The 20,032-nt window shown below is 50.4% G+C and carries 18 protein-coding genes; 12 read left to right on the plus strand and 6 right to left on the minus strand.

The window, feature by feature from the left end; genetic code table 11:
• The first annotated feature begins 206 nt into the window (after window positions 1–206).
• From AC0YNX_RS18340 to AC0YNX_RS18355, 4 genes are read left to right on the plus strand one after another with little or no spacing between them, the layout of a single operon-like run.
• The gene (locus AC0YNX_RS18340; RefSeq protein ID WP_475817150.1) at window positions 207–1,364 is read left to right on the plus strand and encodes an LLM class flavin-dependent oxidoreductase; all 1,158 of its coding nucleotides are present in this window, start codon (window positions 207–209) and stop codon (window positions 1,362–1,364) included.
• A gap of 29 nt (window positions 1,365–1,393) precedes the next feature.
• Window positions 1,394–2,710, plus strand: a complete 1,317-nt coding sequence (locus tag AC0YNX_RS18345) for an ABC transporter substrate-binding protein (protein WP_475817151.1) — start codon at window positions 1,394–1,396, stop codon at window positions 2,708–2,710.
• Between the two features lie 4 nt (window positions 2,711–2,714).
• A complete protein-coding gene (locus AC0YNX_RS18350) occupies window positions 2,715–3,587 on the plus strand; it encodes a carbohydrate ABC transporter permease (protein ID WP_475817152.1) in 873 nt (290 codons plus the stop codon).
• Between the two features lie 20 nt (window positions 3,588–3,607).
• A complete protein-coding gene (locus AC0YNX_RS18355) occupies window positions 3,608–4,423 on the plus strand; it encodes a carbohydrate ABC transporter permease (RefSeq protein WP_475817153.1) in 816 nt (271 codons plus the stop codon).
• Between the two features lie 76 nt (window positions 4,424–4,499).
• Here AC0YNX_RS18355 and cyoD read toward each other — a convergent pair whose 3' ends face one another.
• The 6 genes from cyoD to AC0YNX_RS18385 all read right to left on the minus strand — a co-directional run bounded on the left by cyoD (window position 4,500) and on the right by AC0YNX_RS18385 (window position 10,053).
• Window positions 4,500–4,838: a cytochrome o ubiquinol oxidase subunit IV gene (gene cyoD, locus AC0YNX_RS18360; RefSeq protein WP_475817154.1), complete on the minus strand. Its 339-nt coding sequence runs from the start codon at window positions 4,836–4,838 to the stop codon at window positions 4,500–4,502.
• A 1-nt stretch (window position 4,839) separates the two neighbouring features.
• Complete coding sequence (cyoC, locus tag AC0YNX_RS18365; protein ID WP_475817155.1) at window positions 4,840–5,454, minus strand: cytochrome o ubiquinol oxidase subunit III; 615 nt, start codon at window positions 5,452–5,454, stop codon at window positions 4,840–4,842.
• Window positions 5,454–7,421: a cbb3-type cytochrome c oxidase subunit I gene (locus AC0YNX_RS18370; protein ID WP_475817156.1), complete on the minus strand. Its 1,968-nt coding sequence runs from the start codon at window positions 7,419–7,421 to the stop codon at window positions 5,454–5,456. Before AC0YNX_RS18370 ends, cyoC begins: the two co-directional genes overlap by 1 nt.
• A gap of 17 nt (window positions 7,422–7,438) precedes the next feature.
• Window positions 7,439–8,479, minus strand: a complete 1,041-nt coding sequence (cyoA, locus tag AC0YNX_RS18375) for a ubiquinol oxidase subunit II (protein WP_475817157.1) — start codon at window positions 8,477–8,479, stop codon at window positions 7,439–7,441.
• A 133-nt stretch (window positions 8,480–8,612) separates the two neighbouring features.
• The gene (locus AC0YNX_RS18380; protein ID WP_475817158.1) at window positions 8,613–8,861 is read right to left on the minus strand and encodes a hypothetical protein; all 249 of its coding nucleotides are present in this window, start codon (window positions 8,859–8,861) and stop codon (window positions 8,613–8,615) included.
• 562 nt (window positions 8,862–9,423) lie between these two features.
• Window positions 9,424–10,053: a hypothetical protein gene (locus AC0YNX_RS18385; protein ID WP_475817159.1), complete on the minus strand. Its 630-nt coding sequence runs from the start codon at window positions 10,051–10,053 to the stop codon at window positions 9,424–9,426.
• Window positions 10,054–10,268: 215 nt separating this feature from the next.
• Here AC0YNX_RS18385 and AC0YNX_RS18390 point away from each other — a divergent pair, with 215 nt between their 5' ends.
• The 8 genes from AC0YNX_RS18390 (at window position 10,269) to AC0YNX_RS18425 (ending at window position 20,015) form a co-directional block, all read left to right on the plus strand.
• Window positions 10,269–11,372 carry a substrate-binding domain-containing protein gene (locus AC0YNX_RS18390; RefSeq protein WP_475817160.1) on the plus strand — a complete coding sequence of 368 codons (1,104 nt, stop codon included), beginning with the start codon at window positions 10,269–10,271 and terminating at the stop codon, window positions 11,370–11,372.
• Window positions 11,373–11,472: 100 nt separating this feature from the next.
• The gene (araD, locus tag AC0YNX_RS18395; RefSeq protein WP_475817161.1) at window positions 11,473–12,165 is read left to right on the plus strand and encodes an L-ribulose-5-phosphate 4-epimerase; all 693 of its coding nucleotides are present in this window, start codon (window positions 11,473–11,475) and stop codon (window positions 12,163–12,165) included.
• A 54-nt stretch (window positions 12,166–12,219) separates the two neighbouring features.
• Entirely contained in the window at window positions 12,220–13,818 is a 1,599-nt protein-coding gene (locus AC0YNX_RS18400) for a xylulokinase (protein WP_475817162.1), read from the plus strand.
• Between the two features lie 58 nt (window positions 13,819–13,876).
• Window positions 13,877–15,355: an L-arabinose isomerase gene (gene araA, locus AC0YNX_RS18405; RefSeq protein WP_475817234.1), complete on the plus strand. Its 1,479-nt coding sequence runs from the start codon at window positions 13,877–13,879 to the stop codon at window positions 15,353–15,355.
• Window positions 15,356–15,777: 422 nt separating this feature from the next.
• The gene (locus AC0YNX_RS18410; RefSeq protein ID WP_475817163.1) at window positions 15,778–16,461 is read left to right on the plus strand and encodes a response regulator transcription factor; all 684 of its coding nucleotides are present in this window, start codon (window positions 15,778–15,780) and stop codon (window positions 16,459–16,461) included.
• Window positions 16,458–18,269, plus strand: a complete 1,812-nt coding sequence (locus tag AC0YNX_RS18415; protein ID WP_475817164.1) for a sensor histidine kinase — start codon at window positions 16,458–16,460, stop codon at window positions 18,267–18,269. The genes AC0YNX_RS18410 and AC0YNX_RS18415 overlap by 4 nt, the downstream gene beginning before the upstream one ends.
• Before the next feature lie 147 nt (window positions 18,270–18,416).
• Window positions 18,417–19,121: an N-acetylmuramoyl-L-alanine amidase family protein gene (locus tag AC0YNX_RS18420; RefSeq protein ID WP_475817165.1), complete on the plus strand. Its 705-nt coding sequence runs from the start codon at window positions 18,417–18,419 to the stop codon at window positions 19,119–19,121.
• Between the two features lie 24 nt (window positions 19,122–19,145).
• Complete coding sequence (locus AC0YNX_RS18425; protein ID WP_475817166.1) at window positions 19,146–20,015, plus strand: carbohydrate ABC transporter permease; 870 nt, start codon at window positions 19,146–19,148, stop codon at window positions 20,013–20,015.
• Window positions 20,016–20,032 lie beyond the last annotated feature (17 nt).

The following is a 20,032-nucleotide window of genomic DNA, read 5'->3' on the forward strand; positions in this document are numbered from 1 at the left end:
TCCAGTCTACATAACAATAATGGGGTCTGCAACGTATCGTTAGACCAAAAAATGACATGCTCCAAAGGACGCATATTGACATTGACGGTGTAAACTAGACCTTGTTACAATTCAAAGTATATTAAACCAAGTGGAATTATCGGTATAAGCGATCAGACAACTGAAGATATAAGTAATTCTATATTTTTGCAGAGGAGAATTTTATTATGGCTAATCAACAAACAGATATCACTTTCGGATGGTTCCTGCCGACGTATGGGGATGGAAGTAAATTAAAAGAGGGTCCGCCCGAGCGGAAGCCTACTTTGCCGTACATGATCGATATCGCTCAAACAGCCGAGAGAGCAGGCTTCGAGTACGTGCTTATTCCAACAGGAGGCGGATGCCTCGACGCATGGGTGGTAGGATCGGCCGTTGCGAGCCACACCACAACTCTTCGTCCGCTTGTAGCCGTAAGACCGGGACTTGTCACTCCTGTGCTTGCTGCAAGAATGGCCGCCTCACTGGACTTGATCTCGGATGGACGCGCACTGATTAATGTTGTAACTGGAAGCTCCGCTCAGGATTTGCGAGAGCTAGGGGACCCGTTATACAACGATCATGATGAGCGCTATGTACGTGCAGGAGAGTATCTTGAAGTGATGCAACGCGTGTGGGCTCAAACCCATGCATCACAGCCAGAGACCAACCAGGAAGCTTATGAAGGAAAGTATTATGACTTGCTTCCTTCGACGACAACGCCGAAATCAGTCCAACCGAATATCCCTTTCTATCTCGGAGGCAGCTCGCCGATTGCCAAACGTATTGCGGTTGAATATGCCGATACGTATCTGATGTGGGGAGAGCCGCATGATTGGATCGCTGAGCAAATTCAGGAGATCAACACGATCAAAGAGCAGGTTGAAGAGGAAAAAGGAATCAAGAAGGATATGGTCTACGGTCTTCGGGCGCAAGTGCTCGTTCGAGACACGGAAGAAGAGGCTTGGGCTGCGGCTTGGGATATCATCAGCGAGCTGTCTCCAGAAGTCATCAAACGTGCGGAAGAGGCATTCGCGAAGACCGATACGACCAACCAACGCCGCCAGAACGAATTGCGCGAGTTGTCCAAAGGACAGAACTTTGTCGTTGGTCCGAATCTATGGACCGGATTGTCCTTAGTCCGCTCCGGCGGAGCGTTGTTAATCGTTGGTACCGCTGAGCAAGTCGCGGACAGACTGATTGAATACGCACAGCTTGGAATCTCGACATTTATTCTCTCCGGGTATCCGCATTTGGAAGAGGCTGAAACATTCGGCTCGAAGGCGCTGCCTGTCTTCAGAGAGAAATGGCAAAAGCTGCAGGAGCAGCACGTATCTACTGTCTAATAATTCATCCGTAACGGAGGTCCATGTATATGAAACAATCCAAGTATTTTGCAAAAAGCGTATTATTACTCCTGTTCACAGTGCTGCTTACGGCAGCTCTATCGGCTTGCGGCGCGAATAGCACAGATTCTGGGGCGTCAAGCGATAATTCACAATCGTCATCGGGTTCATCTCAATCGTCATCCGACTCCAAGCCTGTGACCATAAGCTTTCTTCATTTTCGCGGTGAAGACGTAGAGGTTTTCAACGCAATCATCAAGAAGTTCGAAGAAGCTAACCCTGGGATTAAAGTTGAAATGCAGACTATGCCTTCCAGCCAATATGCATCTAATGCGCAGACTAAGCTGGCAGACGGTTCTTCGGGAGATGTATTTGTTTCGTTCCCGGGAGCCCAGTTTAATGCCCTGGCGAAAGCAGGCTTGTTCACAGACCTGACTGGATCCGATTTTATTTCGAACTTCATTCCTAACCTCGTTGAAGCGGGCAAGCAAGATGGCAAACAATTGGCAGTTCCGTATCAGCTGGTCTACAACAATCCGATCTACAACGTAACGTTGTTTGAGAAATATGGTCTCACGCCACCTAAAGACTGGGAAGGCTTCCTTGCTCTTTGCGAGAAGCTCAAATCGGAGGGTATCATTCCAATTGCCTTCGCAGGCGCTGATATTTCACCGAGCCAGTTCATGAACACGATGGTTATGAATAACGAGCCAAGCGAGGATGTCTTCACGAAAGTCGAAGCCGGTCAAGCGAAGCTGACAGATGAATTCTGGGTGAAGACACTTTCCCAGATCAAAGAGTTGAACGATAAAGGGTACTTCCAGAAGGATGCGCTAGGTACCAAAGACGCTGCAGCCAGTGCGTTGTTCACGCAAGGTAAAGCAGGCATGCTTGCAAGCGGCTCCTACCAATTGGCACAGAATAAAAGACAAAATCCAGAGCTCGTCCAGCGTCTGCTTGCTCCGATTACGGTAAGCGCAGATCAAGCGAAGTATGAAGGGATTCATACGACAACGTTCTTGCTTGCTGTGAACAGCAAGTCCAAACATCCCGAGGAAGCGAAGAAATTCATTGCTTTCCTGAGCCAGCCTGATATTGCAAGCGAATATGCGAACGGTACGGGACAGAACGTTACCGTGAAGGACGTGAAATATACGACGCCGGAATTGCAAGCTGCACAGGAATGGGCGGACAAAAAGACCTTGTTCCAGCCTCGCTATACAATCGCTAGCGCTGATAACCAAAAGGCGGTTGTGAACTCCATTCAAGCCGTCCTCGGGGGCAAATCAGCAGAAGATGCCGCGAAAGAGGCACAAGCTATCATTGAGCAGAATGTGAAGAAATAAGCCTATGCGTAACCGAAAACTGCTACTTCTGTTTATGCTGCCTGGTCTTATACTCTACCTCGGATTGTTTGTTTATCCGACGATCAAGGGACTGCTATATTCGTTTACAGATTGGGACGGCGTATCGCCGTCCTATCATTACATTGGAATGGACAATTACGCGAAGACATTCAAGAGCATTGTTTTCCAGAAGTCGCTAGTGAACAGTGTCAAATTTATGTTCTTTGTCGTCATTCTTCAGACTGTTATTGCATTGGTACTGGCTCTTCTGCTAGCTAAGAACAAGCGGATTCATGTCGGATTAAGAACCTTGTTCTTCTTCCCGGTTATTATGTCATCGGTCGCTGTCGGGCTTGTCTGGGCCTTTGTCTATGATCCAACGATCGGAATGATTAACGTGGGGCTGGATCGGATTGGCGCCGGAGCTTTAACGCAGAGCTGGCTGGGAGACGCTAAGCTGGCCATATACAGCGTAGCCTTTGCCCAGGTATGGGCACATGCCGGCCAAATGATGATCGTATTTATTGCCGGACTTCATACCATTCCTGAGGAATTAACTGAAGCAGCCCGAATTGACGGGGCCAATCGCTGGCAAGTATTCCGCAACGTAACGTGGCCGCTGCTTGCTCCATCCGCTACCATCGTGGTCGCTTATACAACGATTCAATCGTTCAAAGCGTTTGACCTTATCTTCACGATGACGGACGGCGGGCCGAATAATGCCACGGAACTGCTCACGACTTATATCTATCACACGGCATTCTCCAGCTATTCCTTTGGATTAGCGTCCGCAGGATCTATGATTTTCCTTGTCGTGTTGTCGGTATTGACCTTGCTTCAATTCAAATTGCTGCGCGGAAGCAAAGTATCTTACTAATAGCGAGGGATGCAGTTCACATGGGAATCAGAATCGTAAAGTGGTGCATTCTAACCGCTTTTTCACTGCTTATATTAGCACCGCTCTATTTTGTTGTGATCTCCGTTTTCAAATCAACGCCAGCATTCTTCGCAGATCCGATTGGCTGGCCGCAAACTTTCACATGGAGCAATCTGTCTCGATTATTCGATGAACAGACCATGCTCCGTTACTTCTTCAACAGTGTCCAGGTAACGCTTGGAACGGTCGTGCTGGAGCTTCTGCTTAGCACCTTGATCTCCTTTGCGATATTTCGGCTGGGAGGGAAGATCGGAGTGATCGTGTTTGGCTTATTCACCGTAGGCTTAATTGTGCCCTCGCAGGTGAATATGCTGCCGATCTATTCTTTAAGCCACGATCTGGGCTGGACCAATCATCTATACGGTCTTGTACTGGTTTCTGTAACGATGCTGATGCCGCTATCCGTATTCATGATTGCCGGATTCATGAAGCTGTTAAGCTCAGAAATCTTGGAGGCTGCGAGTATTGACGGGGCAGGGGAGTGGAAGCTGTATACGCGGTTTGCGCTGCCATTGTCAGCTCCGTCTATTGCAGCGACAGCGACATTCCTGCTCGTTATGGTCTGGAATGATTTGTTCTTTCCTATGCTCATGCTTAACAGTAAATCGCAGCTTACACTGCCGCTAGCTATGCTTCAGTTCCGAGGTGAATTCGTAACGGATTACCCGATGCTGTTAACTGGTGTTGTCGTAACGACATTGCCGATGGTCATCATGTTCTTATTCCTGCAAAGGTATTTCGTAGCTGGCATGATGGCTGGTTCATTGAAAGGATAGTCTGCTCGATTGCAATAATGAAGTTCATGCGAAAAGCCATCCTGCATTTCAATCCGCAGGATGGCTTTCGCATTTTCTAATACATCTTGTTGTGATCCATAATCCAAATGGAGCCGTAGATGACAACCGCGACGATAATCAAGCCGAGAATAAGCGTGATCAAGTTATAACGCGGCCCTTCCTCTTCTCGCAGATGCATGAAGAACAGGAGCTGCACCGCAAATTGCAGTCCCGCCGTGACCAGCAATAAGATGATCGTTGCCGTTCTCCCCATCCAGTCATCCACAACAGCAAGAATCGGGATAACCGTCAGGATGATGGAGAGCAGAAATCCAATCACGTACTCCTTGAGCGAGCCGTGGTGCTTGGCGTGACCCCCATGGCCGCCGTGTCCGATTGCATTATTTTGCGCCAAGTCACATCACCCCCATTAAATAAACGAACGTGAAGACGAAGATCCAGACGGCGTCAAGAAAGTGCCAGTACAAGCTTGTTATATGTACTTTGCGCTGCGTGACCGGTGTTATCCCATGACGGGTAAGCTGGATGATCAATGCAGTGATCCAGCAGATCCCTAAGGACACGTGCAGACCGTGCGTACCAACAAGTGTGAAGAAGCCGGACAGAAACGCGCTGGAATGAATCGTATGCCCTTCGTGGATGAGCTTCAGAAACTCAGTCACTTCCATGCCGATGAAGCATGCGCCGAGCAGAATCGTGACAACAAGCCAGCCTAACAGGCCTTTCTTGCTTCCCGCATTCATGGCTAATACAGCGAGACCGCTTGTGAAGCTGCTCGTCAGAAGGATGAACGTTTCAACGATGACGCCGGGCATCTCGAAGATATCTTTGCCATCTGGTCCGCCTGCCGTACCTTCGTGAACGACGAGGAAGGTGGCGAACAAAGTCGCGAACAAGATACAGTCGGTAATCAGGAAGATCCAGAAACCGAATTTGCGGAGTTCTTCCAGATCGTGATGGCCATCATGGCCGCCTTCATGCGAGATAGCATGATTGTGTGCGTGCGCCATTAGACAACCCTCCCTGCCTTAGCTTCAGTCTGCTTGATTTCCTCTACGGGAATGTAGTAATCGGTATCGTAGTTGAACGAATGTGCCAGCATCGTCAGCGCAATGCCGATGAAGCCCGGAATCGCAATCCAGAGCCAGTGAAACACAAGACCGAAGCCGACGGTAAACCAGCAGATGGACTGAATGAAAGGAATCGGCGAGTTCTTCGGCATATGGATCGGCTCGAGCTTTGGTTTTTCTTTAGGCATTTTCCCTTGGGCGATGCGCTCCTTCTCCTCCCACCAATCGTCGCGGTCCGTAACGAGAGGCGTGGTCGCAAAGTTATAGAGCGGTGCCGGAGAAGGAATCGACCACTCCAGCGTGCGGGCATTCCACGGATCGCCAGTCGTATCTTTCTCCATAAACTTAATGCTGTGCGCGATTTGCCACACCTGGAACAAGAAGCCGATGCCCATGAGGAAGCCGCCGATGGTCGACGTGAAATTCAGCCCCCACCAGCCCGTATCCCAGTTATAAGCATTAATTCGGCGCGTCATGCCGTCGAGACCGACCACATACTGCGGCATGAAGCAGACATAGAAACCAATGTTCCATATCCAGAACGCCCATTTGCCGATCGTTTCATTGAGCTTGAAGCCGAACATCTTCGGCCACCAGTAGTACAAGCCAGCAAAGTAGCCGAAAGCTACCCCGCCGATGAGAACCTGATGGAAGTGCGCGATCAGGAAGTAGCTGTTATGGAATTGGAAGTCCGCTGGCGCTACCGAGAGCATAACGCCGGTCATGCCGCCGACAACGAAGCATGGGATGAAAGCGAGCGTCCACATCATCGGCGTCGTGAACGATATCCGGCCGCGGAACATCGTGAACAGCCAGTTAAAGATCTTAACCCCTGTCGGAATCGCAATGATCATCGTCGAGATCGCGAAGAAGATATTGACGCTAGCTCCCGAACCCATCGTGAAGAAGTGATGGAGCCAGGTGAAATATGCCATGAGACTGATGCTCATCATCGCAAACACCATCGATCCGTAGCCAAACAAGCGCTTCCTCGAGAAGGTCGCAACAACTTCCGAGTAAATACCGAACGCGGGCAAAACGACAATGTAAACCTCCGGATGTCCCCACATCCAAATCAGGTTGACGTACATCATGGCGTTGCCGCCGGCGTCCATCGTGAAGAAGTGAGCGCCTAAGTATCGGTCCAGGAACAGCAGCGCCAGCGTGACCGTCAGGACAGGGAACGCGACAATAATCGCAATGCAGCTTGATAGCACCGACCAAGTGAAAATCGGCACTCTCGACCAAGTCATGCCTGGAGCGCGCATCTTGACAATGGTGACAATGAAGTTGATTCCGGTCATCAAAGACCCAATTCCGGAGACTTGAATCCCCCAGATGTAGAAGTCTTCGCCAACTCCGGGGCTGCCCGTCAACTCTGAGAGCGGCGGATAGGACAGCCAACCAGCATTCGGCGAGCCGCCGATGACGAAGGACATATTGAACAACATCGCGCCGAAGAAGAACAGCCAGAAGCTAAGCGAGTTCAGGAACGGGAATGCGACGTCTCGTGCACCAAGCTGCAGCGGCACGGCGATGTTGAACAAGCCGAACATGAGCGGCATCGCCATGAACAGAATCATGATAACGCCATGCGTCGTGAAGACCTCGTTATAGTGCTCCGGCGATAGAAACTTCATATCGGGAAAAACAAGCTGCGTCCGCATCATGAGCGCATCGACGCCGCCCCGGAATAGCATCAACAGCGCAGCGATGATGTACATAATGCCGACGCGCTTATGATCCACGGTCGTCAGCCATTCCCGCCACAGCCAGCCCCACTTGCCAAAATAGCTGAGCACGAAGACGATGGCCGCCGTCGTCAGCGCAATTGCCACGTCCGCTCCGTATATTAATGGGTCGCCCGTGACAAAGAACCAGGAGACGAAATCTTTAATTTGGTCCATCTCGGAAGCCTCTCCTCTCATTTGCCATGATACATGTGCTTATTGTCGAGCTTATGATAGGAATGCCCTGAGCCGAAGCTGCCTACGTCAGGGGAATCCTTTTGCGCGCCATTGCCAGGTGGCAGTTGACCGCCTTCCGAATGTTCGGCAGCCTTCTCCCCGCTAAGTGTTTGCGCCTTTAACGTATATCCAGGAGGAGCTCCGCGGCTCATGGAGTATCCATGGACGATTCTGTCGAACAAGCCGGACGGGATAGAGGCAAAGGTCAATCGATTTGAAGTCCCGGGCTTCGCGAGATTCTGATAGCCCTCTTCGGAAAGCGAATTACCGCCAGCCTTCGATTGGGTCACCCATTGATCGAACTCCGTCTGCGATGTGGCTTTGGCGGTAAAGCCCATCTTGGCGAATTCCCGGCCTGTAAAGTTAGCTCCGGTGCCCATATAATTGCCGGGCTCATCGGCTTGAAGATACATCGTAGTCGCCATGCCGGACATCGTGTAGATCATGCCTCCAAGCTGCGGCACCCAGAACGAGTTCATCGGGCCGTCAGAGGTAAGTTCGAATTTAATTGGCGTCTTCTCCGGAATGACCAGATAGTTGACGGTCGCGATGCCTTGATCCGGGTACTGGAACAGCCATTTCCAGTCTAGCGACGTCGCCTGAATCGTAATTGCCTTATTCTCTGATGTAATCGGTTTAGCAGGATCTAGCGCATACGTGTAGCGTGCAGTAACAATCGCCAATATCAAAATAACGATAATCGGGATGCTCCACCAAATGACCTCCAGCTTCGTGCTGTGAGACCATACCGGCTGGTACGGCGCATTATTGCCCTTCTTGTCGCGGAACCGCCATACGATCCAGGCAAATATGATCAGCACCGGAACCAATATGATTAGGCACAGCAGCATGGTGATATTGATCAAGTCACGTTGTTGTTCGCCGATTGGCCCCTTCGGATCGAAGACGATCATCGATTTGCAACCTGATGAAAGCACGATGATGCTTGCCAAGACGCCGATTGTGGCGGGCAGCCGCTTGATTTTTGATTTGTTCATAAGCTCCTCATCTCCTAAACATCACCTCGGATTGAATTAATTTTCCCCGGAAATGGGTTCCGTATTACAGTTCAATGAAATAAGGGCTGCTCCCCGTGCGAGGAACAGCCCTTAACTGAACGATAAATAGAAGCTATTCGGATTCCGTCTTGCGTTTATGCACGAGATTAATGGCCGTGCCAATCGTGTAGATGAACACGCTGCCAACCAAAAAGCCGATTCCAGCCATTAATGATCGGTTATTGTCGCTGAAATCATCATAATTGATGAGACACAGTACGACGCCAATGATAAGCGACAACCATGCAGCGATTTTCATGGTGAGAAACAGCGCATTGCCATCACGATCTGTTTTTTCATTCGGTACCGATTTCGTCGTCAATGAACGGTTCACTTCCTCATAACTAATGTTCTGGTGGTATTCTATTATGATTTATTTACCAGCAGTTTATTCGCTAGAGCGATGCCATGAGAAATGGGGCAGTATGCCGAAAGAGAGTACCGTGGGGATCTACATTGGCGGAAAATCGGGCGGTATGCCGAAAGAGAGTACCGTGGGGATCTACATTGGCGGGAAATAGGTCGGAAAGTCGAAAGAGAGTACCGTGGGGATACACATTGGCGCGAAATCGGGCGGAATGCTGAAAGAGAGTACCGTAGTGATCTACATTGGCGGAAAATTTGGCGAAAAGCCGAAAGAGAGTACCGTGGGGATACACATTGGTGGAAAATCGGGCGGAATGCCGAAAGAGAGTACCGTGGGGATACACATTGGATAAAATCCGCCAAAGTGGGATAAAGAAGCTGGTCTGGTGGACTACATTGGCGGAAATCCGCCGAGTGTAATAGGTCGGTTCTTTTACAGAAATAAAGCGCTAGGATTGAATGAAAGAGGACTTTCCTCTCCATATCTGGAGGGGAAAGTCCTTTTCTATGCCAATGGGTTAGTTGCTGGTATATCCAAAATGGCTGATGACAGGCTGTGAAGATTGGTACGACGTTTGCTGCGGGTATCCGCTGTATTGCGAATTCTGTGCCTGATAACCGCCGTAATGGGAGATAACCGGCTGCTGACCGCTAGTTTGCGAGTAAGCATGGATGTGGGATTGCTGTGGCTGCACGCCGTACTGTGCGTGATTAGCTTGATAACCGCCGTAATGGGAAATAACCGGCTGCTGACCGCTGGTTTGCGAATATGCATGGATGTGAGATTGCTGTGGCTGTCCGCCGTATTGCGCATTCTGAGCTTGATAACCGCCGTAATGGGAAATAACCGGCTGCTGACCGCTGCTTTGCGAATATGCATGGATGTGAGATTGCTGTGGCTGCCCGCCATACTGAGCATTCTGTGCCTGATAACCTCCGTAATGGGAGATGACCGGCTGGTCATAACCGCCTACGCTGTTCAAGTTGCTTTGTGCATAAGCTTGCTGCGGTTGTCCGCTGTACTGCCCGGCTTGATAGCCGCCGAAATGGGAAATGACTGGTTGTTGGGAAGCATTTGAATTAGAGTAGCCGTTTGTGTAGTGCGACTGAGATGCGTTGTTGTAATTCTGCTGCCCAAATTGATTCATGTTAGATTGTGCCTCCTAAGATAGGTCTAGTTAGCCAAGGAACAAGGAAACTCCCCTTAGAGCCTCGATTATTATTAGGAACGCAGTCGGATTTATTCTGTGATTAATTGGTAGTGGTGGTTGCTTAAGCCATCCATTATTATCGGAACATGTACATACAAGTTAGAGCGATGCTATACTGGGAGGAGCAGATAAGTGAACGAGGGGACGAGCAGATGAAGGAGAAACAGCTGCCTAAGTATGTACAGCTCAAGAATGAGATATTGGATTGGATGGACAAGGGCAAGCTTCGGCCTGACGAGCAGATGCCGTCCGAGAACGAAATCGCTGAGCAGTTCGGAATGAGCAGGCAGACGGTACGGCAAGCGCTCGGCGAGCTAGAGCAAGAAGGTCGGTTGTACAGGATGCAAGGGAAAGGGACCTTCGTTGCCAAACCGAAAGAGGAGCAATACGCTGAAGCGCGGACGATTGGTTTAGTGACGACTTACATATCCGATTATATATTTCCGCATATCGTACGGGGAGCTGAAGCGGCAGTGCGGGCTAGAGGGTACAGCTTTCTGCTATCGAGCACGGACAATGACAAGAGCAGGGAGCGGGAAAGTCTCGCGATGCTGACCAGCCAGCCGCTTAGCGGACTGATCATTGAGCCGACCAAGAGTGCGGAGGGAAATCCGAATCTGGCTTATTTTCTAGCCCTCAACAACAGGCGGATTCCCTATGTCATGATCAATGCCAGATATCCGGAGATCAGCAGCCCTTCGCTTGTTATTGATGATGAAGAAGGCGGATTTACTGCGGCGGAGCACCTGCTTCAGCTGAAGCATCGCCTGATCGCGGGTTTCTTCAAGACAGATGACATGCAAGGCGTTCTCCGGTTAAAAGGCTTCATGCGAGCGCATCAGGAGGAAAGTGTGGAGCTTCAACCCGACTTTGTCGTCTCCTATCGAACAGAGGAGAAGACCGGGCGGGTGATTGAAATCGCGGAAGAGCTGCTAAGTCGTCCGGAAGGCAAGCGCCCGACTGCGCTGGTCTGTTACAATGATGAACTTGCTCTACGGCTGCTTGAGGTCATTCGGAAGGCGGGCTTGTCAGTTCCTCAGGATATATCTATTGTTGGGTTCGATGATTCCTGGCTCGCTACGGCAACAGAGGTGAAGCTGACGACACTCGCTCACCCGAAGCTGGCGATGGGAGAGGATGCCGCGAACATGCTGTTCGAGATAATCGAGAGTGGAGGAGCGTCCATTCCACAGTCACGAATATATAAACCAGGGCTCATCATCAGGGAGTCTACGCAGAAGTTAGATGGCGAATAGAGATGGTTAAGCTGCACGTTCGCACAAATTCATCTGGAAAATTTGTACGTACAAGTTTATACTTTTGATAGCAAGAAAGTTAGACGAGAGGATGAAACTTGTGCTGGAACGGTTAAAACAAGAAGTGCTGGAGGCTAATCTGGATTTACCGAAGTATAATCTCGTTACGTTTACATGGGGCAATGTCAGCGGCATCGACAGGGAAAGAGGCTTGGTCGTCATTAAGCCAAGCGGAGTGCCTTACGACAAGCTGAAGCTTAGCGATCTCGTTGTCGTGGACCTGGACGGGAACAAGGTGGAAGGGGAGCTGAAGCCGTCTTCGGATACGCCTACTCACCTTGTCCTTTATAGAGCGTTTGCTCAGATCGGCGGAATCGTGCATACCCACTCGCCATGGGCGACAAGCTGGGCGCAAGCAGGGAGGCCGATTCCGGCGCTCGGTACGACCCACGCCGATTATTTCTATGGAGAGATTCCGGTGACTCGTCCGATGACGACCGAGGAAATCGAGAACGGTTATGAGAAGGAGACCGGGAACGTCATCGTCGAGACGTTCAAGGATCGCGATCCGTCACAGGTGCCAAGCGTGCTTGTGAATAGTCATGCGCCGTTTAATTGGGGCAAGGACGCTCATGAGGCCGTTCATAACGCGGTTGTGCTGGAGGAAGTAGCGAAGATGGCATTGCATACTTTTGCGCTTAATCCGGGAATCGGACCGATGGATCAGGCACTGCTGGACAAACATTTTTTACGGAAGCATGGTGCTGGCGCCTATTACGGTCAGACGAAATAGACGAATTAGCAAGTTGTTCATTATCCTATCATCATACGCTGTGGAGGTATTCACATGAGTCTCGAAGTGACAGAAGCGATTAATAGCGGCAGGACCGTACTTGGCATTGAATTTGGTTCGACCCGGATTAAAGCGGTGCTTATCGGAAGCGATCATACGGCTATCGCAGTCGGCAGCCACGATTGGGAGAACAGCTACGTCAATCAGATCTGGACCTATAGCCTGGAGGATATTTGGAAGGGCTTACAAGAGAGCTACGCCCAGATGGCAAACGAGGTAAAGGCGAAGTATGGAGTAACCTTGCAGACGATTGGAGCTATTGGCTTCAGCGGCATGATGCATGGCTATATGGTCTTCGACGAAGCAGGCGAGCTGCTCACGCCGTTCCGGACTTGGCGTAACAATATTACGCAGCAGGCTTCGGAAGTGCTGAGCGAGACGTTTAACTTCAGTATTCCGCAGCGCTGGAGCATTGCCCATCTGTATCAATCCGTTCTGAATCAGGAAGAGCATGTAGCGGACATTCATTTCATGACGACATTGGCAGGATACATCCACTGGAAGCTGACCGGACAGAAGGTGCTCGGCGTTGGCGAAGCGTCCGGCGTATTCCCGATTGATATCCACACGAAGAGCTACAGTGAAACCATGATCAGTCAGTTTAATGACTTGGTTGTATCCAAGAACCTTCCTTGGAGTCTTGAAAATATTCTACCGACCGTTCTCGTCGCTGGCGAAGGCGCAGGTGTTCTCTCGGAAGAAGGGGCGAAGCTTCTTGATGTGAGCGGCGAGCTTCAGGCAGGCATTCCGCTATGTCCGCCTGAAGGCGACGCAGGAACAGGCATGGTCGCAACCAATAGCGTTGAACAGCGCACGGGCAATGTATCTGCGGGGACTTCTGTTTTTGCAATGGTTGTGCTTGAGAAGGAATTGTCCAAAGCCTATAGCGAGATCGACCTTGTTACGACTCCTTCGGGCAGCCTTGTTGCAATGGCGCACTCCAATAACTGCTCTTCGGACCTGAATGAATGGGTAGGCTTGTTCGGGCAGTTCGCGCGGGTAATGGGAATGGACGTTCAATCCGACAAGCTGTACGGCACATTGTACAACCTGGCACTCCAAGGGGATGCGGATTGCGGCGGATTGCTCGCTTACGGCTATCTTTCCGGAGAGCATATGACCCATTTTGAAGAAGGCCGGCCTTTATTCGTTCGTTCCTCGGACAGCAATTTCAATTTGGCAAATTTCATGCGTGTTCATTTATTTACGGCGCTCGGCGCGCTCAAGATCGGCATGGATATTCTCCTTAAGCAAGAAGGCGTGAAGCTGGATGAGATTCTCGGTCATGGCGGCTTGTTCAAAACCGTTGGCGTCGGTCAGAAGATCATGGCAGCTGCGCTTAATACTCCGGTATCGGTTATGGAAACAGCAGGTGAAGGCGGAGCATGGGGCATTGCGCTGCTCGCCGCTTATATGACAGGCAAGTCCGATAATGAGACACTCGAGCAATATTTGAATGAGCGCGTATTCGCTGGAAAAGCAGGCGAAACGATCTCACCTGATCCGAAGGATGTAGCAGGGTTTGAGGCGTTTATGGAACGTTACATGAGTGGGCTTGCGATCGAAAGAGCTGCGGTTGAGCATCACAAGTGATGAAGAGAAGGGTATCGCCAGCGATGATATCAAAATATGGCCGAGAGGGGCATGTACGATGTTGAACGTGAAGCCTTATGAGTTTTGGTTTCTGACGGGGAGCCAGCACCTGTACGGTGTTGAAACGCTGCTCGAAGTAGAAGCTCATTCGAAAGAAATGGTAGAGGGGCTGAATGTGGATGGAGCACTCTCTTACAAAATTGTGTTCAAAGCGCTTCTGACGACCCCGGAGGATATTCGAAGCACGTTAATTCAGGCGAATAGCGATGAGCATTGTGCTGGCGTCATCACATGGATGCATACGTTCTCGCCATCGAAAATGTGGATCGGCGGGCTGTCGCAGCTCAATAAGCCGCATCTTCATTTTGCAACGCAGTATAATCGTGAGATTCCGTGGAGCACGATCGACATGGACTTCATGAACACGAATCAGGCAGCCCATGGCGACCGGGAGCACGGCTTTATTGGCACGCGAATGGGGCGTTCCCGCAAAGTGGTATTCGGCCATTGGGAGAATGCGGCGGTTCGCGCGCAGATCGGCAGCTGGCAGCGGACAGCCGTTGCATACTGCGAGAGCAAGACGCTTAAAGTCGCCCGTTTCGGCGATAATATGCGGCAGGTTGCGGTTACGGAAGGCGATAAGGTAGAGGCGGAAATTCGTTTTGGCTGGTCGGTCAACACGTATGGCGTTGGTGATCTGGTGCAGCGCGTAAACGCAGTATCGCAAGAAGCGGTTGATCAGCTCGTTGCCGAATATAAGGAGCAGTACACGCTGGTGGCGGACACGGAGGAGAAGCTGAATTCCATTGCGTATCAAGCGCGGCTGGAGCTGGGCATGCGGAGTTTCCTTGAAGAGGGCGGCTTCACGGCGTTCACGACGACGTTCGAAGACTTGCATGGCTTAGAGCAGCTGCCGGGTCTTGCGGTGCAGCGCTTGATGGCAGACGGCTACGGATTTGGCGGCGAAGGCGACTGGAAGACTTCCGCGCTCGTCAGATTAATGAAGATTATGGCAGATGGCAAAGGCACCTCGTTCATGGAGGATTATACGTATCATCTGGAGCCGGGCAATGAACTGGTGCTTGGCGCGCATATGCTGGAGATTTGCCCGACTATCGCGGACGGGAAGCCGCGCATCGAAGTCCATCCGCTCGGAATCGGCGGCAAGGCAGACCCGGCACGTATGGTATTCAACGGTCGCAGCGGTGCAGCGATCAACGCAAGCATCGTCGATCTTGGGCATCGTTTCCGCTTGCTCGTGAATAATGTGAATGCGGTCGAGGTGGCAGAGGAGATGCCGCAGCTGCCAGTCGCGCGCGTGCTCTGGCAAGTACAGCCGAATCTGAAGGATGGCGTCGAGGCGTGGATCTTGGCCGGCGGCGCGCATCATACCGGATTCTCGTACGAGGTGTCCACGGAGCAAATGATTGATTTTGCGGAGATGTTCGGCATTGAAGCGGTCGTAATTGACGAACGGACCGATCGGGTTAGCTTCCCGAATCAGCTTCGTTTGAGCCAAGCGGCTTGGAGAGTGTAGAGTGGCAGGTTTCTCGGGCTGAGAGCACGTATATGTGCTCTCAGCGTGGGGAACCGCTTTTTTTTGTTGCTGAGAGCACGTATGTGTTCTCTCGGCAATAATTTGGCTGGTTTATGGGTGGTTTTCGTGTCCGAGAGCACGTATGTGTGCTCTCAGCGAGAGAACCGCCTTTTTTGTTGCTGAGAGAACGTATGTGTTCTCTCAGCAATAATTTGGCTGGTCTATGGGTGGTTTTCGATCACAAGAGAACGTACAGTTTCTCTCTCATCGGGAATGCGGCCAAAATCGACGGGAGCAGGTCCCGGCGCTTGAGTCTTCACTTTATCTTCATCTGAACTGAATTTGTTCTTGACCTCCTACCCGTATAATGAGGAATGGTTGGATAAACTAAATTTTGACATCTACGAAACGGGAGCAGCAGAATGAAAACCATATTGATTGTCGAAGATGAGGCCATCCTGCGCGAGATAAGCAAGGATTACTTCTTAAATGAAGGTTATAAGGTGCTGGAAGCCGCGGATGGGAAAGCTGCGCTGGAGCTGTTTCAGGAGCATGAAGTCGATCTGATCGTGCTGGATATCATGCTGCCGGAATTGGACGGTTGGTCGGTATGCCGCCGTATTCGCAAATCCTCCGACGTGCCGATCATCATGCTCACTGCCCGTGCCGATGAAGACGACACGCTGCTTGGGTTTGAGCTAGGTGCGGACGACTATGTGACGAAACCGTTCAGCCCGCCAGTTCTGCTCGCAAGGGCGAAGCGTCTGCTTGAAAGTCGCAGCAAGCACGGCAAGCCGTCTCAACCGGATGATTCCATCGAAGTGAGCGGCATAAAGGTTCATTTTCCATCACGGACGGTTATGATTGACGGAGCTTTGGTTAACTTCACGCATACCGAGTTCGAGATTCTCACCTACTTGATGGAGAATCAGGGGATTGTCATCACGCGCGAGCAGCTCGTTACGAAGATATGGGGCTACGAGTATGCGGGAGACGACCGGACGGTGAATACCCATATTCGCAACCTGCGTACGAAGCTTGGCGGTAAAGCAACCTCGATTGTCACAATCGTACGGACAGGCTATAAGTTCGAGGCTCAGGCATGAGAAGCTCTATCGTGCTCAAACTGTTCTTTCTGACGACTACACTCTGCATGCTCATCCTGGCAGTTGTTTATTTTGGCCAAACCTATTTCTTCAAAGACTATTATGCGAATCGCAAAGTGAGCGACTTGCAAGCGAAGATGGAGACGTTCAAGACGGCCTACATGAATGCTGGCGGAAATTCGCTTGCCATTCAATCGCTAGAGCAGGATTTCTACAGGAATAACAACGTAATGATCACGAGCCTGGATCACAACGGTAATCTGAAGGACTTGAACGACTTCTACCTGGAGATCCGAATGCTCAAGGCTTTGACGAAAGCGGAAGAGGAGGAGCGCATCAAAGTCCCCCTCTATCAGCTCATGAGTCTGGAGGAAGCCGCTTCGGAACCCAATTCAATTACTATCGGAAACCAATTGATTGTCACTGGGGTAAAGAGTAACTCCATCCTCACGCCAATTACCGTGCAGCATCCGTCAGGAGAATTGTTGTATGCCAATGAGCCTTTCGAGCGTAAAGTGTTCAAGGGCAGCGAGAGAGCTGGTTTTATAGAAAAAAGGAAACCAGCCGCCTCAGCTCAATCCTCATTAATTAATGTATTTGGCGTTGTCACAGACGTCCAACTTCCAAATGGCGGAGCTTCATCAGACTTTATCTATGCCAATAAACTCTTCCTGGAACAGATCAATGCCTTTCAAGCGAAGCTGTTATTCGATGAAATGCAGCTCAGCGACACGCTCCTGATCCAGGATTATGAGCAAAATAACGTCAAGTACAAGCTGTTCATCCAGCCGGTTCATTACGGCAATGGCACGACCAACTATATCTTCGCCATGGCATCGCTGCAGCCGGTAGACGAAGCCGTTCAGATGATGAAGGACTACTATGTCTACATCATTGTGTTTGTCATTGTGCTTATTCTGATTGCGGCGCTGTACTTCTCCATGAAGATTGCAAGGCCGCTGCTGCGTATCAATCAAACGACGAAGAAAATCGCGAATCTTGATTTCTCGGAGACGATTCCTGTAAGGTCCAAGGACGAGATTGGAGATCTCTCGCGCAATATTAATCAATTATCCGCAACACTGCATTCGTACATCGGCAAGCTGCAGGAGGATATCGAGAGAGAGAAGCAGCTCGAGACGACGAGGAAAGAGTTCATCTCAGGAGTATCACATGAATTGAAGACGCCGCTCAGCGTCATGAAGAGCTGCATCTCGATCCTCAAGGACGGTGTAGCCGCGCACAAGAAGGACCATTATTTCGAAGCGATGGAGAAAGAAGTCGACAAGATGGACCATCTCATTGTCGACATGCTGGAGCTCGCAAAATACGAATCGGGAACGTACAAGATGAAGATGGATTCTTTCTTCATTGATAAGCTAATCGAGTCCGTCTGCGAACAGCTGGCACATGAAATCGCGGCTAAGCAATTACGCTTAAGCGTTCAGCTTGTTCGTGCCCTTGTCGTTGCCAACCAACCTCGGATTGAACAAGTCATTACGAATTTCATGACGAATGCGATCCGCTACACGCCGGAGAAGCAAGAAATTGTTGTTTCGACGACCGATGAGGCGAACAGAATAGTCGTCACTATCGAGAATAAAGGCGCACGAATCCCTGAGGAGCAGCTTGATAAAGTGTGGGATCGTTTCTATAGAGGAGATACCGCGCGGCAGCGATCCGATGGCGGCACGGGGCTCGGGCTAGCCATCTCCAAGAATATATTGCAGCTGCATGGAGCAGAGTTCGGCGCAACGAATACGAAGGACGGCGTTGCTTTCTTCTTCATCTTGAATAAACAAAGTTAATATCGGATGCTGCCTCGTTGCCGTATGTCTTGAAGGTGAATGTCGTTTCGCCTTCTCGACATGCGGTTTTTTTTTGAACTGAAATTCTTCATTTCATCTTCATATCGGCTCGACTTGGTCTTAATCGGCTGTCCTTATGATGTACCTATGAAAACAACGACTAAGTATATAGCCATAGCCATTATCGGAGTCCTATTCTCAGCAGGTCTATTCCAAATTCAAACCGAAGGAGCAACGAAAGCAAAATCAAGAGTTGGCAGTGTTAGCGGGTCAAAGACCGGGACTGCTGGTACGAGTAAAGCGGAGAACCTGCCACTGAGTGGAAAAACGATTGTTCTCGATCCCGGTCATGGCGGCAAGGATGTCGGTTCCACCGGCGGTAATGGAACTTTCGAGAAAGACGTTACCCTGCAAACCGCGCTTAATGTGAAAGAGAAACTGGTTCAGCAAGGCGCAACAGTGGTGATGACGCGTGATGCCGATACGACGATCTCGCTGACAGAAAGAACGGATGTCGCGAAGACGGTGAACGCGGACTTATTCATCAGCATCCACTTTGATGCTTATCAAACCAGTGACGTGTATGGGATGACCACGTACTACAACAAGCCTCAGGATCAGGAGATCGCGGAGAAGATACATGAGCAATTATTCAAACAGGATATGAATACAAAGGATCGGGGCGTTAGGTTCGGCGACTATCATGTGATCCGAGAGAACACGAAGCCGGCTGTTCTGCTGGAGCTCGGTTACATTTCCAATAAGAACGAAGAAGCGAGAATGCAGTCCCAGTCGTTTCAAAATCAAGTAGCGACGGCAATCGCAAGCGGCGTTGTCAACAGCCTTCATTAGCAGGTGGAAGGAGAGAGACAGGCTATGTTTCGAGTAATCATGCGGCGGCACAGCGTCGTTGCCCTCTGCTTCCTTGCCCCCAGCGCGCTCGGATTCTTGGTCTTCTACTTGATCCCTTTTGCAATGGGCGTGTGGTACTCCTTCTTGGATCGGCCTAATGATGGCCACTTCGTCGGACTCGCCAATTACAAGGAGCTGCTGGCGAGCGATTCCTTCCGGAAAGCAGCCAAGAATACGTTTCTGTTTACTTCAGTAAGCGTTCCGATCACGATTGCGCTCTCGTTATTGCTAGCCTTGCTGCTCAATCAAAGCATCTACTTCCGGAATTGGCTCCGAACCGCTTACGTACTGCCTCTTGTCGTGCCTGTTGCGTCAGTCGTTCTCATCTGGCAAGTGCTGTTCGATTGGAACGGAGCGGTGAACAGCTGGCTGCATGGACTCGGCCAGACGCGGATGGATTGGATGAAGTCGGAGTGGGCAAGAGGCGTGCTCTCTGTCGTCTATGCTTGGAAGAACGTCGGGTACAACATCATCCTGTTCTTAGCCGGATTGCAGCATATCCCGAAGGACTACTATGAAACGGCGGACCTTGAAGGAGCTGTTGCTTTTCATAAGTTAACCCGAATTACGCTCGTCTATTTGACGCCGACGATGTTTTTCGTTGTCCTGATGGGACTTATCAGCTCGTTTCGAATATTCAGAGAGACGTATTTGATCGCAGGGGATTATCCTCACGACAGCATCTATATGCTGCAGCATTACATGAACAATATGTTCTTGTCGCTTGATATGCAGAAGCTGACGTCAGCCGCTGTAATAATGGTGGCTTGTCTGCTCTTGCTGGTGTCCGGGATGTTCAAGCTGGAACGGCAATTTACGAAAGACTTGGATTGAAGGGAGGAGCATGGAAG

The sequence above is a fragment of the Paenibacillus sp. J31R98 genome, assembly GCF_056269245.1.

Excerpts from the sequence above, each read along its gene's own strand:
- AC0YNX_RS18340 (WP_475817150.1), top strand. The coding sequence starts at position 207 with ATGGCTAATCAACAAACAGATATCACTTTCGGATGGTTCCTGCCGACG.
- AC0YNX_RS18345 (WP_475817151.1), top strand. The coding sequence starts at position 1,394 with ATGAAACAATCCAAGTATTTTGCAAAAAGCGTATTATTACTCCTGTTC.
- AC0YNX_RS18350 (WP_475817152.1), top strand. The coding sequence starts at position 2,715 with ATGCGTAACCGAAAACTGCTACTTCTGTTTATGCTGCCTGGTCTTATA.
- AC0YNX_RS18355 (WP_475817153.1), top strand. The coding sequence starts at position 3,608 with ATGGGAATCAGAATCGTAAAGTGGTGCATTCTAACCGCTTTTTCACTG.
- cyoC (WP_475817155.1), bottom strand. The coding sequence starts at position 5,454 with ATGGCGCACGCACACAATCATGCTATCTCGCATGAAGGCGGCCATGAT.
- AC0YNX_RS18370 (WP_475817156.1), bottom strand. The coding sequence starts at position 7,421 with ATGGACCAAATTAAAGATTTCGTCTCCTGGTTCTTTGTCACGGGCGAC.
- cyoA (WP_475817157.1), bottom strand. The coding sequence starts at position 8,479 with ATGAACAAATCAAAAATCAAGCGGCTGCCCGCCACAATCGGCGTCTTG.
- AC0YNX_RS18385 (WP_475817159.1), bottom strand. The coding sequence starts at position 10,053 with ATGAATCAATTTGGGCAGCAGAATTACAACAACGCATCTCAGTCGCAC.
- AC0YNX_RS18390 (WP_475817160.1), top strand. The coding sequence starts at position 10,269 with ATGAAGGAGAAACAGCTGCCTAAGTATGTACAGCTCAAGAATGAGATA.
- AC0YNX_RS18400 (WP_475817162.1), top strand. The coding sequence starts at position 12,220 with ATGAGTCTCGAAGTGACAGAAGCGATTAATAGCGGCAGGACCGTACTT.
- araA (WP_475817234.1), top strand. The coding sequence starts at position 13,877 with ATGTTGAACGTGAAGCCTTATGAGTTTTGGTTTCTGACGGGGAGCCAG.
- AC0YNX_RS18410 (WP_475817163.1), top strand. The coding sequence starts at position 15,778 with ATGAAAACCATATTGATTGTCGAAGATGAGGCCATCCTGCGCGAGATA.
- AC0YNX_RS18415 (WP_475817164.1), top strand. The coding sequence starts at position 16,458 with ATGAGAAGCTCTATCGTGCTCAAACTGTTCTTTCTGACGACTACACTC.
- AC0YNX_RS18420 (WP_475817165.1), top strand. The coding sequence starts at position 18,417 with ATGAAAACAACGACTAAGTATATAGCCATAGCCATTATCGGAGTCCTA.
- AC0YNX_RS18425 (WP_475817166.1), top strand. The coding sequence starts at position 19,146 with ATGTTTCGAGTAATCATGCGGCGGCACAGCGTCGTTGCCCTCTGCTTC.